15 protein-coding genes and 1 tRNA gene are annotated in these 14227 nt (G+C 49.4%); 12 read left to right on the forward strand and 4 right to left on the reverse strand.

Annotated elements, in window-relative coordinates:
• Positions 1–8: 8 nt before the first annotated feature.
• From B9A32_RS09975 to B9A32_RS09990, 4 genes are all read right to left on the reverse strand, one after another.
• Positions 9–84, reverse strand: a tRNA-Arg gene (locus B9A32_RS09975).
• Positions 85–126: 42 nt separating this feature from the next.
• On the reverse strand, positions 127–1440 hold the full coding sequence (locus tag B9A32_RS09980; protein ID WP_084068952.1) for a bifunctional folylpolyglutamate synthase/dihydrofolate synthase: 1314 nt from the start codon (positions 1438–1440) through the stop codon (positions 127–129).
• Between the two features lie 117 nt (positions 1441–1557).
• Positions 1558–1761: a 30S ribosomal protein S21 gene (rpsU, locus tag B9A32_RS09985; RefSeq protein ID WP_332308504.1), complete on the reverse strand. Its 204-nt coding sequence runs from the start codon at positions 1759–1761 to the stop codon at positions 1558–1560.
• Positions 1762–1964: 203 nt separating this feature from the next.
• Entirely contained in the window at positions 1965–2639 is a 675-nt protein-coding gene (locus B9A32_RS09990) for an adenylate kinase (RefSeq protein WP_084068955.1), read from the reverse strand.
• A 929-nt stretch (positions 2640–3568) separates the two neighbouring features.
• Here B9A32_RS09990 and rho point away from each other — a divergent pair.
• The 12 genes from rho (at position 3569) to rseP (ending at position 14226) form a co-directional block, all read left to right on the forward strand.
• The gene (gene rho / locus B9A32_RS10005) at positions 3569–4816 is read left to right on the forward strand and encodes a transcription termination factor Rho (RefSeq protein ID WP_084068962.1); all 1248 of its coding nucleotides are present in this window, start codon (positions 3569–3571) and stop codon (positions 4814–4816) included.
• Positions 4817–4946: 130 nt separating this feature from the next.
• Positions 4947–5171 carry a 50S ribosomal protein L31 gene (gene rpmE / locus B9A32_RS10010; RefSeq protein ID WP_084068965.1) on the forward strand — a complete coding sequence of 75 codons (225 nt, stop codon included), beginning with the start codon at positions 4947–4949 and terminating at the stop codon, positions 5169–5171.
• Positions 5172–5239: 68 nt separating this feature from the next.
• The gene (gene prfA, locus B9A32_RS10015; RefSeq protein ID WP_084068968.1) at positions 5240–6304 is read left to right on the forward strand and encodes a peptide chain release factor 1; all 1065 of its coding nucleotides are present in this window, start codon (positions 5240–5242) and stop codon (positions 6302–6304) included.
• Between the two features lie 5 nt (positions 6305–6309).
• On the forward strand, positions 6310–7218 hold the full coding sequence (gene prmC / locus B9A32_RS10020; RefSeq protein WP_084068970.1) for a peptide chain release factor N(5)-glutamine methyltransferase: 909 nt from the start codon (positions 6310–6312) through the stop codon (positions 7216–7218).
• Positions 7219–7380: 162 nt separating this feature from the next.
• Positions 7381–8220 carry a 30S ribosomal protein S2 gene (gene rpsB, locus B9A32_RS10025; RefSeq protein WP_084068973.1) on the forward strand — a complete coding sequence of 280 codons (840 nt, stop codon included), beginning with the start codon at positions 7381–7383 and terminating at the stop codon, positions 8218–8220.
• Between the two features lie 13 nt (positions 8221–8233).
• Complete coding sequence (gene tsf / locus B9A32_RS10030; protein WP_084068975.1) at positions 8234–8830, forward strand: translation elongation factor Ts; 597 nt, start codon at positions 8234–8236, stop codon at positions 8828–8830.
• 4 nt (positions 8831–8834) lie between these two features.
• The gene (gene pyrH, locus B9A32_RS10035) at positions 8835–9563 is read left to right on the forward strand and encodes a UMP kinase (protein WP_084068978.1); all 729 of its coding nucleotides are present in this window, start codon (positions 8835–8837) and stop codon (positions 9561–9563) included.
• A gap of 135 nt (positions 9564–9698) precedes the next feature.
• Entirely contained in the window at positions 9699–10256 is a 558-nt protein-coding gene (gene frr / locus B9A32_RS10040; protein ID WP_084068980.1) for a ribosome recycling factor, read from the forward strand.
• Positions 10246–11031 carry an isoprenyl transferase gene (locus B9A32_RS10045; RefSeq protein WP_269749016.1) on the forward strand — a complete coding sequence of 262 codons (786 nt, stop codon included), beginning with the start codon at positions 10246–10248 and terminating at the stop codon, positions 11029–11031. Before frr ends, B9A32_RS10045 begins: the two co-directional genes overlap by 11 nt.
• Positions 11001–11987 carry a phosphatidate cytidylyltransferase gene (locus tag B9A32_RS10050; RefSeq protein WP_084068985.1) on the forward strand — a complete coding sequence of 329 codons (987 nt, stop codon included), beginning with the start codon at positions 11001–11003 and terminating at the stop codon, positions 11985–11987. Before B9A32_RS10045 ends, B9A32_RS10050 begins: the two co-directional genes overlap by 31 nt.
• Positions 11984–13141, forward strand: a complete 1158-nt coding sequence (locus tag B9A32_RS10055; RefSeq protein ID WP_084068987.1) for a 1-deoxy-D-xylulose-5-phosphate reductoisomerase — start codon at positions 11984–11986, stop codon at positions 13139–13141. The genes B9A32_RS10050 and B9A32_RS10055 overlap by 4 nt, the downstream gene beginning before the upstream one ends.
• Positions 13142–13155: 14 nt before the next feature.
• Complete coding sequence (gene rseP, locus B9A32_RS10060; RefSeq protein WP_084068990.1) at positions 13156–14226, forward strand: RIP metalloprotease RseP; 1071 nt, start codon at positions 13156–13158, stop codon at positions 14224–14226.
• The last annotated feature ends 1 nt before the right edge of the window (position 14227 follow it).

Raw genomic sequence — 14227 nt, forward strand, 5'->3', positions numbered from 1 at the left:
ATGTTTGATGGTGCGCCCGGCTGGAATCGAACCAGCGATCTTCAGCTTCGGAGGCTGACGCCTTATCCACTGGGCTACGAGCGCATATCCTTTCTTATAATCCTCTTTTTATGAAAAATCAATTTTTTATTTGATATATTTTTTTAAAATACAGGATCTGGCTTCGCCCACCACATAAAGGGAGCCTGCAATGCAGACAGTGCCGGTTGAAGGGGCTGTTTCTATGGCGTGAACAGCCGCTTCCCCCACATCATCAATGATGGTTGTTTCCACCCGGGTGAACTCTTTTGAAGCCCTTTGAAGAACGGCAGGATCAAGGTTGCGATTGATTTTTGGCCGGGTGAATATGATGCGGTCCGCTGTGGGAACAAGAAATTGCAGCATTTTTTCATAGGGTTTGTCATCCAGAATACCCAGCACCAGGGTGAGGTGGGAGGGTTTTCCCTCTTCCCTTAAAAAACGGCCCAGGTTTTCTGCAGAGTGAAGATTATGTGCACCGTCCAGAATCACATGGGGTTCATTGAGTATATACTCCAGGCGACCGGGCCATCGGGTGGCCAGCAGTCCCTTTCGTATGGTTTCAGGGGTGATGACCGGGGGCCGGGGATTGGTGGGGCCGGATTTGGATAGAAGTTCGCAGGCTGCCAGGGCCAGAGCTGCGTTCTGGATCTGGTGGGCACCGGGAAGGGGTGTCTCAAGGTCTTTGAGGGTAAGACCGATTCCCTGATAATCAAAGGGTGCGGATGGACTGTGGATGATGGCCTTTGTGGAAAAGGATTCTCCCATGGTGTAAAGGGGGGCGTCTTTTTTTTGGGCGGTATCCTTTATGACAGCAAGAGCCCGGGGTTGGGAAACTCCGGTGATCACCGGGACTTCCTGTTTGATGATTCCAGCCTTTTCAGCGGCAATTTCTTCCAGGGTGTTTCCCAGATAATCGGTGTGCTCAATGGAGAGATTGGTGATGAGGCAAAGGGCCGGGTTTAATATGTTGGTGGCATCCAGTCTGCCCCCCATGCCTGTTTCAATGACAGCCCACTGGACTTTTTTTTGGGCAAATAGATAAAAGGCCATGGTGGTGGTCAGTTCGAAATAGGTGGCTTTTCGCTCTCCGGTGTCCACAGCCTTGACAGCCATGTAGGCATCAACGATTTCATCATCAGATACCTGGACCCCGTTTATGATAAAACGTTCATTGAATTTAATCAGATGGGGAGAGGTGTAAAGCCCGGTGGTAACGCCGGCGGTCTGCAATATGCTGGCAACGGTGGATGCTATGGAGCCCTTGCCGTTGGTGCCGGCGATGTGTACGGCATTAAAAGTTTTTTCTGGAGATCCCAGTCGTTCCAGGATGCCTGCCACGGTATCCAGCTCCAGCTTTATGCCAAACCGTCCCAATGCAAACAACTCTTCCAGACACTGCTCGTATGATAATTTTTCCATGCTTCCCCCGGGGGCGTTTAGTGGCCATCAGGATAAAAACCCGGCTGAAGCGGCCGGTTGAATCCGGCTTTCAGTCGGGTTTTTATAAACCTGAGCAAGATGTATGAGTCTATGTCACTATTTTCTTCGAGAAGCGGCTATTCTTTGTCTTCTCATGGCTTCTCTCATCTTGCGTCGTCTGTACTGACTCGGCTTTTCAAAGTTTTTTTTCATTTTCAGACGTTTAAAAAGACCATCGTTCTGGATTTTTTTCTTCAGAATTTTCATGGCTCTTTCAACGTCATTGTCAATGACCTTGACTGTGATATCCTTCAACTGCATCGCCCCTTTCTTGCCCATCATAAATGTCGATGGTTTATTTTTTTATAACCCTTAATCTATAGCACTGTTAAACGGTATGATCAAGTAAAAAATAAAATAACCCTGCAATTCCGGTCCTGACTTGAAAAGTCCACGGCCATGGGCCGTGTTGTGGGGCAAGATCAGAATTGCAGTGTAAAAGGTGCAGTAAAATTAAAGAAGAATTACAGTTTTGAAATCAGTTCTTCTGTGACAGATTTCAGATCCTTCTCTCCCTGGAGGGTGAAGTATTTGACACTGTCATCCTTGGCTGCCAGATCACGGAAATGGTAGGCAGATGCCAATGTGCCGTCCACATCGTTGTAGTAAATGGAGTGTCTTTTGTCTATGGCTGCTTCGTCTTGATCGTCTGCCCGTTTGATCAGATTTCCGCCGCACACCCGGCATTTGTCTCCGTCGGGTTTAATGGCATCAATGAAGATGTTGTTGGGGTGGTTGTTGTCTGTTTCACACAGTCTGCGACCCATGATGCGGTCTTTGGCAATTTGTCGGTCCAGGAGCATTTCAATGACATAGTCCAGTTTCATGCCGGCTTCTTTAAGGGATGCATCCAGTTTTTCTGCCTGCACCTTGTTGCGGGGGAAACCGTCCAGGAGCCATCCGTTTTTGCAGTCATCTTGTTTTAGTCGATCAAGCACCATGGGGATGGTGATTTCATCGGGGACCAGGTCGCCTTTGTCAATGTAGGCCTTGGCCTGTTTGCCAAGCTCGGTACCGCCCTTGATGTTTTCCCGGAAGATGGCACCGGATTCGATGTGGGCGATGTTGTATTTGTCCTTGAGAATTGAGCCCTGGGTACCTTTGCCACTGCCGTTGGGTCCAAAAAAAATGATGTTCATGGAATGCTCCTTTTGGGATTGATGGTTAATGGTACTATTAAATAAAGGGGATGACGCCCCGATTCGTCGATTTTGTTATGTTAAAAACTGCACCCCTTAAGTATAAAAGTGATTGATGAATGTCAAGCTTTGGGGTATTGAAAAAAGAAATTTTAAAGTCGCATTAAAGGATCTGCCCGGTGGGCGGGTTTTTTATTTTTATCCCTTGGGACGCTTTTGCTTGACATTGGATTAAAAGGGGTTTACATCATGTAGCGATACGGTTCATAATATTTTCGCATGCGGTCTTTTACATAAACTGTGCGCCTGTAAAATGTATGGACTTTTTGCACCAAATGCTTCCTGCCGTCAGCATCACTATTTCGTGTCAGTTGGACAGCGAGTATCAACACGCTTTGACATGGTTCTCTCAGTGGCTTTTGTCTGTTACACTGCAAGCGTGTCTGAAAAAAAATATAGACGTCATTTATTTTCTGGAAACAGATTGCTTCAGCAGCATATCACCCATGCCAATTAAACCATTTCGATTTATACACCCATCTGATTTTACCTGCCCCTGTTTTTCAGGCTTTTCCGGATACACTCTTGGTCTGTCAAAAAAACTGGATACTGTTATTGATGTGATGGCAGGGATAAAGCTTTGTTGTTTATATGAAATGCTCCGCCAATCGGGGGGGGCGTATTTCAACACTTTGCTGTGGGCAGAGCCGGATCAGGATACGGTCCGCCCGTGGCGGTTATAGTGTAAAATTGCATCAAAACAATAATTGTCTTTGATTTTGGGGTGTTTGTCATAATTTATTTTAATAAGTATTGTGCCGGAGGGTGCGTTCAGGATGGCGTGTTGCTTTTTTATCAAGGTTGGGTCTGGTCCGGGAGAATATTCAGGGGGAGAAGTATGATAAAACAATTTTACGGGGTATGTTTCCATGAATCTTGAAGAGTTAAAGCGGATGAAGATGAGTGAGCTGACCAAGCTTGCCAAAAAGTACAATATCACAGGGGTGGGCGGTGTAAAAAAACAGGAGCTTATTTTTGCGCTTCTCCAGGCAGCCATTGAGGAAAGTGGCCAAATTTATGGAGAGGGTACCCTTGAGATTCTTCCCGACGGTTTTGGCTTTTTAAGGGCGCCCGATTACAATTACCTGCCCGGCCCTGACGATATTTATGTTTCTCCTTCCCAGATACGACGGTTTAATCTCAGGACCGGCGATACCATTTCCGGTCAGGTGCGCCAGCCCAAGGATTCAGAACGTTACTTTGCCTTGCTCAAAGTGGAAGCGGTGAATTTTGAAAATCCCGAACTTGCCGCTGAAACCATTTTGTTTGATAATTTGACCCCTCTTTATCCGGATCGAAAAATGAACCTTGCGTGTCAGCCGGATAACTATCCCACCCGCATCATTGATCTGATGTCACCCATCGGTTTTGGTCAGCGTGGCCTGATTGTGTCCCCCCCCAGATCCGGTAAAACCATGCTCTTGAAAAATATTGCCAACAGTATGATTGCAGCCCATGAGCACATTGTGCCCATGATTCTGCTCATTGATGAGCGGCCCGAAGAGGTGACGGATATGGCCCGGTCTGTGGATGCAGAGGTGATCAGCTCCACCTTTGATGAGCCTGCCGAGCGTCATGTTCAGGTGGCGGAAATGGTTATTGAAAAGGCCAAGCGCATTGTGGAACAGGGTCATGATGTGGTTATTCTGCTTGACAGTATCACAAGGCTTGCCAGGGCCTACAACTCTGTGATGCCCCCGTCGGGGAAGATTTTGTCCGGCGGGGTGGACTCCAATGCTCTGGATCGTCCCAAGCGCTTTTTCGGGGCTGCCAGAAATATTGAAGAGGGGGGGAGTTTGACCATCATTGCAACGGCCCTCATTGACACGGGCAGTCGCATGGATGAAGTTATTTTTGAAGAGTTCAAGGGAACAGGTAACATGGAACTGGTGCTGGACCGCAAGCTGGCGGACCGGCGGATTTTTCCGGCCATTAATATCAATAAGTCCGGTACCCGCAAGGAAGAATTGCTTTTGGATGCCGCCACTCTGAACCGGGTGTGGATACTGCGAAAATTACTTTCCAGTTTAAATTCTGTGGACAGTATGACTTTTTTACTTGAAAAAATGGAAGGAACAGAGGATAATAAAGAATTTCTTGATTCAATGAACTCGTAAAATACGGGAAAAGCATAAATATAACCGCCATGGACGGACCTTGTTTTGGCTTGGTTTGTCCACAACAAAGTAAGAAGATCCGTCAGGTTGACGGGTGTTTTTTATAAAAAATATTTAAGGAGTGGTAAAGATGAAGAAAGATATACATCCGGAATATAAGAAAACAACGGCTTCCTGCGCCTGCGGCAATGTCCTGGAGGTGGGGTCCACCAAGGAGAACATCAGGGTGGAAATATGTGCCGCCTGTCATCCTTTTTTCACCGGCAAACAAAAGCTTGTGGATACAGCGGGACGTATTGACCGTTTCCGGAAAAAATATGCGGGCTTTGATGCCGTGGCTGCATCAAAAAAATAGTTTTGTTAAATTAAATTAAAGTGGGAAATCAGGGCTTTGCCTGATTTCCCCTTTCGAGTTTAAGGGCCATGATAAATAAATTACAGGGTATTGAAGAGCATTTTATAAAATTGGAGCAGCTCCTGAGTGATCCTGATGTGATCGGGGATCAGGTTCGGTATCAAAAATGCCTTAAGGAGCATGGGGAGTTGACCCGGGTGGTCACGGCTTTTCGTGAATATAAGGGGGTTCGTGAAGAGCTTTCCGATGCCCGTGAGATGCTCAAGGATGAGGACCTGGAAATTCAGGAGATGGCCAGGGAAGAGGTTGCGTCTCTTACCCAGGCGGTTGAGGCCCTTGAAAAAGAGATAAAAATTTTGTTGATTCCCAAGGACCCCCGGGATGATAAAAATGTAATTCTGGAAATACGTGCAGGCACCGGTGGAGAAGAGGCCGGGCTTTTTGCTGCGGATCTTTTTCGCATGTATTCCCGGTTTTCCGAGTCCAGAAATTGGACCGTTGAAATTATTGACAGCAGCATGGCCCATGCAGGCGGTTTCAAAGAAGTGGTGTGCATGGTCCGGGGAAAGGGCGCTTACAGCAGCTTTAAATTTGAAAGCGGCATTCATCGGGTGCAGCGGGTTCCGGAAACCGAAGCCCAGGGCCGGGTTCATACCTCTGCGGTCACTGTGGCTGTGTTGCCCGAAGCCCAGGATGTGGAACTGGATCTCAATCCCAGTGATGTAAAAGTGGATGTGTTCAGGGCCTCGGGGCCCGGGGGGCAGTCTGTTAATACCACGGATTCTGCGGTGCGTCTGACCCATCTTCCCACGGGCATTATTGCCACCTGTCAGGATGAAAAGTCCCAGATTAAAAATAAGATCCAGGCCATGAAGGTGCTCAAGGCGCGTATTCTGGATGCCATGGTGCGGGAGCAGGAAGAAAAAAGAGCTGCCGAACGTAAAGGGCAGGTGGGCACCGGTGATCGAAGCGGTCGGATTCGCACCTACAACTATCCCCAGGGCCGCATGACTGATCATCGCATCGGGCTTACCCTGTATCGGCTGGATCAGATCATGGCCGGGGATATCCAGGAGATCATTGACGAGCTTACCACCCATCACCAGGCCGAGTTGATGAAGGAGTCTCAGTAAATTTCATGGCACCAAAGGGCCAGCAGGTGTGGACACTGCTTGATACTGTGGCGTGGACGGCAACTTACTTTAAGAACAAGGGGCTGGACAGTCCCAGGCTCACCGCAGAAATGCTCATGTGTCATTGTCTTGAAATGGATCGCATGGCCCTTTACATGGAGTTTGACCGCCCCTTGCATTCAGATGAGCTGGCACGCTATAAAGCCCTTATTCAGCGGCGGGTGCAGCGGGAGCCTGTGGCATACATCACCGGGAAAAAAGGATTCTGGGACATTGAGGTGGCAGTGTCACCCCATGTGCTCATCCCCCGGCCGGACACAGAAACCCTGGTGGAAGCTGCATTGTCTGAAATGACACAGCGACGTCAAAGTCAAACACAAAGACCGTTAAAAATTTTGGAGCTGGGGCCGGGCTCCGGCGCTGTTATTGTTTCCCTTGCCCGGGCCATGCCGGACAATGAATATGTTGCCGTGGATGTGTCCCCCGCTGCTGCTGAAAACACCCTTGAAAATGCCCGCAGGCTTGGATGTGACAAAGACCTTTCTGTGGTATCAGGTTCTTGGTTTGATCCCTTTGCCCCCGGGACCGTCTTTGATCTCATCGTGTCAAATCCCCCCTATATTCCCACCCGGGATATTGAATCCCTTGCCCCGGAAATACAAGATTATGAGCCCAGACTGGCCCTTGACGGCGGGATGAGCGGGCTGGACTGCATTGAACATATCCTTTCCCGGGCTCCGGCCCACCTTGCCCATGGCGGTATTATTCTCATGGAAACCGGTTTTGATCAAAAAACTGCTGTTGAGGCCCTGGTGAATGAATTGGCGGTTTATGACGGTTTTGAGTCCATCCGGGACGAGGCCGGGCACCACCGGGTGGTGAAAATAAAAAAAAGAATTGATAAAAAAAACTGATTTTGATATAGCAGTTTGGATTTATGTCCGGGCGCTGTTTGTGCGTCTTGGATAACAACTCACACCCTTGGACCCGGCATGGGGTGCCGTCCTTTGTGGGACGGTCTGTTCCGGGAATGACAGGGGTGGTGGCAAAACAATAAAGATGAATGGAGAAACAAAATGGTAGATATTTCAATACGTGAGCTGCTGGAAGCAGGCGTTCATTTTGGGCACCAGACACGGCGCTGGAACCCAAAAATGAAAAAATATATTTTTGGTGCCAGAAACGGTATCTATATCATTGATCTGCAACAGACGGTGAAGATGTTTAAAACCGCTGTTGATTTTATCAGTGACATCACCGCCGAAGGTAAACAGGTGCTGTTTGTGGGAACCAAAAAACAGGCCCGTGAATCCATCTACGAAGAGGCCAATCGGGCAGAAACCTATTATGTCCAGAACCGATGGCTGGGTGGCATGCTCACCAATTTCCAGACCATTAAAAAGAACATCAGTCGTCTGGAGTTTCTCAATACCATTGAAATGGATGGCCGCATTGAAGAATATCCCAAAAAAGAGCGGGTTAAAATGGGGAAAGAACGGGCCAAGCTGGAAAATGATATAGGCGGCATCAGCAACATGAAGGGTGTCCCCGGAGCCATTTTCATCATTGACCCCAAAAATGAAGCCATTGCCGTGCGCGAAGGTAAACGTCTTGGCATTCCCATTGTGGCTGTGGTGGATACCAATTGTGATCCCGATGATATCGATTATGTGATCCCGGGTAATGATGATGCCATTCGTTCCATCCGGTTGTTTGCCAGCCGCGTTGCCGATGCCTGCATTGAAGGTCAGGCCCGCTACGAAGAGAAACAGCAGGCCGGTCGCGATAAAGCCGCTGATGACACAGAGATGGATGCTGCCATGATGGAAACTGCCGAACGCACCGTTGTCTCCGACGGTAGTGACGGCCCTGTGGTGGAAAAAATTAAAAGACAAACAGCCGCTCAGGCAGAATAAGGAGTGTTTAAAGATGGTTAATATTACAGCAGCAATGGTCAAGGAGCTTCGTGACCAGACCGGATCCGGCATGATGGATTGCAAAAAAGCCCTGGCAGAAAATGATGGCGATGTGGCCAAATCTTTGGACTTTTTGAGAAAAAAAGGTCTTGCCAAGGCCCAGAAACGTGCCGGTCGCGCCACCTCCGAAGGGGTTATTTATTCTTATATCCATGCCGGTGCCAAGCTGGGTGTGCTGGTTGAGGTTAACTGTGAGTCAGACTTTGTGGCCAAGACCGATGATTTTCTGGAATTTGCCAAGAATATCGCCATGCACATTGCCGCAAGCAATCCTGCAGGCCTCAACCCTGAAGATATTCCCCAGGATGTTATTGAACGGGAGCGCGGAGTCTACCGTGCCCTGGCCCTGGAGCAGGGCAAGCCTGAAAATATTGTGGACAAAATTGTGGACGGTCAGATTGAAAAATTTTACAAAGATTCCTGCCTGCTGAGCCAGCCCTACATTAAAGATCCCAAAAAGAGTGTGGCGGAAATGACCACCGAAGCCATTGGTAAAATCGGTGAAAATATTCAGATTAAACGATTTGTCCGTTTTCAGCTGGGAGAATAATTCCATGGAAAAAAGACCTGAATTTCAAAGAATTCTCATCAAGCTCAGTGGTGAAGCCCTCATGGGCGACCAGGGGTTTGGCATCAAACCTGAAATGATTAATTTTGTGGCAGGCGAGGTGGCCAAGGTGCATAATCTTGGGGTGCAGGTCTCCATGGTGGTGGGGGGCGGCAATATTTTCCGGGGGGTTGCTGGCAGTTCTGCCGGCATGGACCGGGCCGCCGCCGACAACATGGGCATGCTGGCCACGGTGATCAACAGCCTTGCCCTGTCAGATGCCCTGGAAAAAAAGGGAGTTCCCACCCGTGTTCAGTCGGCCTTGTCCATGGACCAGGTGGCAGAACCCTTTATTCGTCTTAAGGCCGTACGCCATCTGGAAAAAGGTCGCGCTGTTATTTTTGCCGCAGGCACCGGTAATCCCTATTTCACCACAGACACCGCAGCCGTGCTCAGAGCCCAGGAGATCAATGCCCAGATTCTGTTCAAGGCCACCAAGGTGGACGGGGTGTATGATAAAGATCCGGTCCTCCATGAAGATGCCGCCTTTATTCCTGAAATTTCTTACATGCACGTGCTGGAACGCCAACTCCATGTCATGGACATGACAGCCATTTCCCTTGCCATGGACAACAATCTGCCCCTGCAGGTGTTTGACCTTCACCGGGAAGATAATATCCTGGCTGCGGTGTGTGGGCAGGGAGTGGGAACCCGCATCTATAGCTCGGAAGAGTAGATATTGTAAGACTTCAACACCTTGGGTCCTTATTCTCCGCTTTGGATACTGCCCTGTATTTAAAGGGAATAGTTGTTTTTGTAACCCGGTTTTGTTGGGAACTTGCTGAATATTAAAGTTATGAGGTGAATGCATATGATAAAAGAAGTGTTGCAGGAAACAAAGGATCGCATGGAAAAAACCATCAAAGCCCTGGACAAAGATATGAAAAGGGTGCGCACCGGAAGGGCTTCCATGACCATGCTTGACAGTGTAAAGGTGGATTATTACGGTACTTTGACTCCCTTGAGTCAGATGGCTTCTGTTGCCATCCCGGAAAGTCGCCTCATCACTGTGCAGCCCTGGGATGTTTCTGCCATCAAAGAGGTGGAAAAGGGCATCTTAAAGGCCAACCTGGGGTTGACACCCTCCAGTGACGGTAAGATTGTGCGTATTTCCATCCCCCCCCTCACCGAGGAGCGGAGAAAGGAGATCGCCAAAAATACCCGTCAGACCTGTGAAGATTTTAAAGTGGCCATCCGCAACATCCGGCGGGATTCCAATGAAAATCTTAAATCCCTGCAAAAGGATGGGGATATCTCAGAGGATGACAGCTTTAAGGGTCAGAAACAGATCCAGGAACTCACAGATACCTATGTGGAATCTGTGGACAACATTTACCAGGAAAAAGAGAAAGAAATCCTTGAAGTCTAAAATAGATCAAGGCACTGATCCTGTTTCCTGCCATGGGCTGGACCCAGAAAAGATGCCGGTCCATGTGGCCGTCATCATGGATGGAAACGGTCGATGGGCCAAGAAAAAATTAATGAACCGTGTCAGAGGCCATGAAAAAGGCGCTGATACGGTTCGTTCCATTGTAACGGTGTGCCGGAAACTCAATATCAAAGTGTTGACTCTTTATGCCTTTTCCACGGAAAACTGGGGGCGTCCCCGGGCCGAGGTGACCGCCTTGATGGCATTGCTTAAGAAATTTGTCACAGATGAGCGCCAGACCCTTATGGATAAAAATATTTGTCTGGGGGTCATCGGGCAAAAGGAACGGCTTCCCGGGGATGTGGGCCGGGCCGTGGACGAGACCATCCGTCTAACCCGGAACAACACTGCCATGCGACTTAATCTGGCATTGAGCTACGGCGGCAGGGAAGAGATGACCCGGGCCGTTAAACAGATGGCTGAAAAGGTGGCGGCAGGCTCACTTTGTCTGGAAGATATTTCAGAAGAGACTGTGTCCCGGCATCTTTACACCGCCGATATCCCTGATCCGGACATTGTGATCCGAACCAGCGGGGAAAAACGGTTGAGTAACTTCATGCTCTGGCAGGCAGGCTATGCTGAGTTGTTTTTCACCGATACCCTGTGGCCTGATTTCACGGACCGGGCTTTCATGGATATTATCAGGGACTACCAGAAACGTGATCGCAGATTCGGGAAGGTCCAATGCTCCTCAAACGATGGCTCACCGCAATAGTTCTGCTGCCCCTTTTATTGCTCATTCTTCTCTGGGGCACCCCCTTGATGTTCACCTGTCTTGTATTTGTCATATCCCTTCTGGGATTGCGGGAATATTTCTGCATTGTTCCCCTTCCCGTCCATGGGGATGCCCCGGATTGCCGGGGTGCCTGCCTTGATCCTGCCCATTTTGATGATGCCGGGGGGAGTGAAGAAAAAAAAAAATCAAAAACAGATATTGACCTGGATAATTCCTGCTGCCCTGAAGTATCCCACTCCTTTATTTTGTCTGTGCTGGGGCGATGCCCCAATTATATCAAAGAAAAGCGTAATATCGGGGTGGCCCTTATCTCCGGTGTCACTGCTTTTTTTATGATGGTGGCGGCCCACAATGCCTCCCTTGGGTTGATGCTGCTCATGCCTGCATTGAATGTCATGGCTTTGACATTGCTGGTTCTGGTGGTGTACGCTCCGGGCTCTGATATTCTCCGGGCCATAGAAACGCAGATCCAGGGGGTTGTTTATGTACCGTTTTTCCTCTCTTTTCTGGTGTTGCTCCGGGGAGGGGATAACGGCGGTCTGTGGATTGTATGGCTCTGGCTGATGGTGGCAGCCGGTGACACCGGGGCCTTTTATTGCGGCTCCTATTACGGCAAGAGACCTTTATCCCCACGGATCAGTCCCAATAAAACCATTGAAGGTGCCTTGGGCGGACTTGTTTTTGCCATGGGGGTGGGGGTGGGGTTTGAAGCCCTTTTTATTCATGATATATCCTTTTTGGGCACCCTTGGCTTTGCCCTGACAGCATCCATGGCAGGACAGATTGGTGATTTGTTTGAATCCGCCTTAAAGCGCACCGGAGGAATTAAAGATTCAGGACACCTTCTTCCCGGACACGGGGGGGTTTTAGATCGTCTGGACGGTGTGATTTTTGCGGCCCCGGTGGCCTATCTTTTCAAGGAGTTTCTGCTATGAGACAGCTGTCCATCCTTGGGAGCACCGGTTCCATCGGGCAAAGTGCTCTTGCTGTTGTGGCCCGTTATCCCCATAGATTTAACGTGAGAATTCTGGCCGCTGCCAACAATGTCACCCTTTTGGCCCGGCAGATTGAAATGTTTGCCCCTGACATGGTGGCGGTGATTAACCGGGAAAAGGCCCGGGAACTTAAATCTCTTATCCCTGATACCTCATCTGTGGATGTTTTATGGGGTGAAAAAGGCTACCTTGTTGCCGCCTCCCACGATATGGTGGATACAGTGTTGCTTGCCATGGTGGGGGCCGCAGGACTCATGCCGGCCCTGGCCGCCATTGATGCCCAAAAAAAGGTGGCCCTGGCCAACAAGGAGACATTGGTCATGGCCGGGGAGATTGTCATGGCAAGGGCCGCAGAAAAACAGGTGACCGTCTATCCGGTGGACAGCGAGCACAGTGCTATCTTTCAATGCCTGGAGGGGAACCGCCAGCGGGATCTTCGCAAGATATTTCTCACCGCTTCAGGGGGGCCCTTCCGCCTGATTCCCCGGGAGAGATTTTCCAGCCTGACTCCCAAAGACGCCCTGAGTCATCCCACCTGGGATATGGGGGCCAAAATTTCCATTGATTCTGCCACCCTTATGAACAAAGCCCTGGAGATCATTGAGGCGGTGCACCTTTTTAAGCTGATGCCGGATCAGGTGGAGGTGGTGGTGCATCCCCAAAGTATTGTCCACTCCATGGTGGGATTTTCCGATGGCACGGTGATGGCCCAGATGGGGCTTCCTGATATGAAGGCTGCCATTTCCTATGCCCTGTCTTGGCCGGAGCGCCTGGACCTGGGACTTGATTTTCCTGATTTTCCTGATTTGGCAGGGCTTTTTTTTGAGGCCCCGGATCGAGAAAAATTCCCTTCCATTGATTTTGCCTTTAAGGCCCTTGAGGCCGGGGGAACACTGCCCGGGGTGATGAATGCTGCCAATGAGGTGGCTGTGGATGGTTTTTTGAATCACGCCATCGGGTTCCTTGACATTTTTCATATCATTGAAACCACCATGTCGGCCCACAAGGTGATTCCTTCACCCGGGGTGGCCGATATTGTGGCCGCCGATGGCTGGGCCCGGGAACGGGCCGGGGCAATGGTTGAAACCATTTAGCTTGTAGAGGTATTATGGGTAATTCACTGGTGGCCTTTGTCATCGTTCTGGGTATTTTGGTTTTTTTTCACGAGTTGGGGCATTTTTTGATGGCCCGGTTTTTTGGTGTGGGTGTTGAAACTTTTTCCTTGGGCTTTGGGCCCAAAATCTACCGGCGCAGGGTGGGATTTACCCAGTACTGCATCTCTTTGATTCCCCTGGGAGGATATGTGAAAATGGTGGGGGAAGAGCCCGGGGCACCTTTGGCTGAAACCGATCTCCATCTTTCCTTTAACCACAAAAAACTGTACCAGAAAATACTCATTGTGGCGGCAGGGCCTTTGTTTAATTTTTTGCTGGCCTTTTTAATTTTTTATGCCATTTTTCAGTTTTCCGGTCTTTATTTTGTCAAACCTGTGGTGGGGGAAATAGGAGAAAACAGCCCGGCCCAGGTGGCGGGCATGGTCACCGGGGATGTGGTGGTGGCCATTGACGGAAAACCGGTGACTTCCTGGGATGATATGGTGGCGCTGATTGGAGACAGTGCCGGTGAGATACTTGCCATACAGGTGGAACGATCCGGCAGGGATCTTCTACTCCAGGTGGTGCCTGAGACCCGTGTGTCAAAAAATATTTTTGGTGAAGATATTAATCGCCATATGATCGGTGTGGGGGCCAGCGGGGATGTCACACACATTTCCCTTAACCCTTTCCAGGCTCTGTGGCATGGGGCTTTGAGAACCTGGGAGATTTCCAGACTCACCGTGTTATCCGTGGTGAAGATTTTTAAGGGATCGGTGTCCGCCGACAGCCTTGGCGGTCCCATCATGATTGCCCAGATGGCCGGTAAACAGGCAAAGGCAGGGGTGGCAAGTTTCTTTTTTTTCATTGCCATGCTCAGCGTGAATTTGGGTATTATTAATCTGTTTCCTGTGCCGGTGCTGGACGGGGGGCATATTCTCTTTTTTTGTTATGAGGCGGTGACAGGTAAGCCCGCCGGTGAAAAATTTCGGGAGCAGGCCAACCGTTTGGGTATGGGCCTTCTTCTGGCATTGATGGTATTTGTATTTTATAATGATATAATAAGGATTTTCAATGGTGGATAAA

Origin of the sequence: Desulfocicer vacuolatum DSM 3385, assembly GCF_900176365.1 — a bacterium.
GTDB classification, from domain to species: Bacteria; Desulfobacterota; Desulfobacteria; order Desulfobacterales; family Desulfobacteraceae; genus Desulfocicer; species Desulfocicer vacuolatum.